The sequence below is a fragment of the Aneurinibacillus aneurinilyticus ATCC 12856 genome, assembly GCF_000466385.1.
GTDB lineage: Bacteria > Bacillota > Bacilli > Aneurinibacillales > Aneurinibacillaceae > Aneurinibacillus > Aneurinibacillus aneurinilyticus.
The window spans coordinates 10,023-11,188 of the sequence record NZ_KE952915.1 but is presented as its reverse complement, the minus strand read 5'-3'; the positions used below and the strand labels follow the sequence as shown (position 1 = coordinate 11,188).

Here is a 1,166-nt window from a genome sequence, read left to right as displayed (position 1 = left end):
GTAGGAGGTAAGAAAAGACGGAGAAAATCAGAGATTAGAAAAAGACACACTAGCCTTTCTTCTGCCGGAGCGCAGGGCGCATCCAACCTCTTCTTTTTTTCGAAATTCCTCCTTCCAACCACGCTATCATGTCAAAATATCAAGTGTAACTTATATAGTTATAGAGGCTGCATAAACGTCTTTCCTATATATGGAGGGGCGTTTTTATTTTGGGAGATCGGCTCTCAAAATACCTCAAAGTGGGTATATCGCTTGAGAGTAGAATACAGTACATTAAGGGTACCCGTTGTAAAAAGAAACAAAAAAGCTTCTTCTCGTTGATGGAACGCCGTGTGCCATGAAAGTGGCCCGCACGGTGTAGGCCCGAACGAAAACCCATAATATAGATAAGGGTATAAGTCGGGAATAGCGGAAAGAAAATCAATGATTTTGCTCTAGACAGTTTTTTTGGTGGTCTGGAGTACGGTAATGCTATAGATTTCTCCTTCACGATACCCGAGGGAGCTACAGAGGTAAAACCTCAATTATCTATAGATGGAGGAGCGACATGGCAAGCTCCAGGAATTTACAAGATTTGGGGGTTTACTTCTAATGGTGTTCCTGGAAATATGATACGTATTGGAAAATTAACAAGTGGACAGACGTATCAATTTAAGCTTGTTATTATCGGCGGGGAATATGAAGGAGAATCTAATATCGTAACAGCTACCAGATAGCCATCAACGATGGTCCTTAGGAGAAATCCTAGGGACCTTTTTTTGGAGTCGCAAAGCGGCTCCTTTTCTATTTCACACCGGAAAGGCGGTGAGGAGGATGTAGGATGGATGAAATGGCAACCCTTAAACAAGTCTTGACGCAAGGGCCGTTTGCGGCTCTTTTTGTTTGGCTCTTGTGGTCAACTAAACGGGAAGCAAGGGAGCGGGAAAAGGAGGGTAAGGAACGTAAGGAACGTGAAATCAAATCTTGTTAGAATGCTTTTTCATATCGAATCCGAAGGAAGCAGCGCTCATGAAAGACGCTGCTTTTTTGCTTGAATTGGCGGAAGCCATTGGACAAGGTGTATTAACTGCTATAGGCATTGTCTACGTGCCAGAATAAAAAGAAGGATGCTGATGAGGTACGTGTGGTGGCCGGAATGAAGAAGGTGAACAGCTAATGAAAGAGCG

At 43.4% G+C, this 1,166-nt stretch carries 1 protein-coding gene; it reads left to right on the top strand.

Features of this window, described 5'->3' with window-relative positions; genetic code table 11:
* Positions 1–820: 820 nt before the first annotated feature.
* Positions 821–970, top strand: a complete 150-nt coding sequence (locus HMPREF0083_RS27645) for a BhlA/UviB family holin-like peptide (RefSeq protein WP_021624699.1) — start codon at positions 821–823, stop codon at positions 968–970.
* Positions 971–1,166: the final 196 nt, after the last annotated feature.

Bases quoted from the DNA above. Each gene is read 5' to 3' on its own strand.
- HMPREF0083_RS27645 (WP_021624699.1), top strand. From the start codon at position 821: ATGGATGAAATGGCAACCCTTAAACAAGTCTTGACGCAAGGGCCGTTT.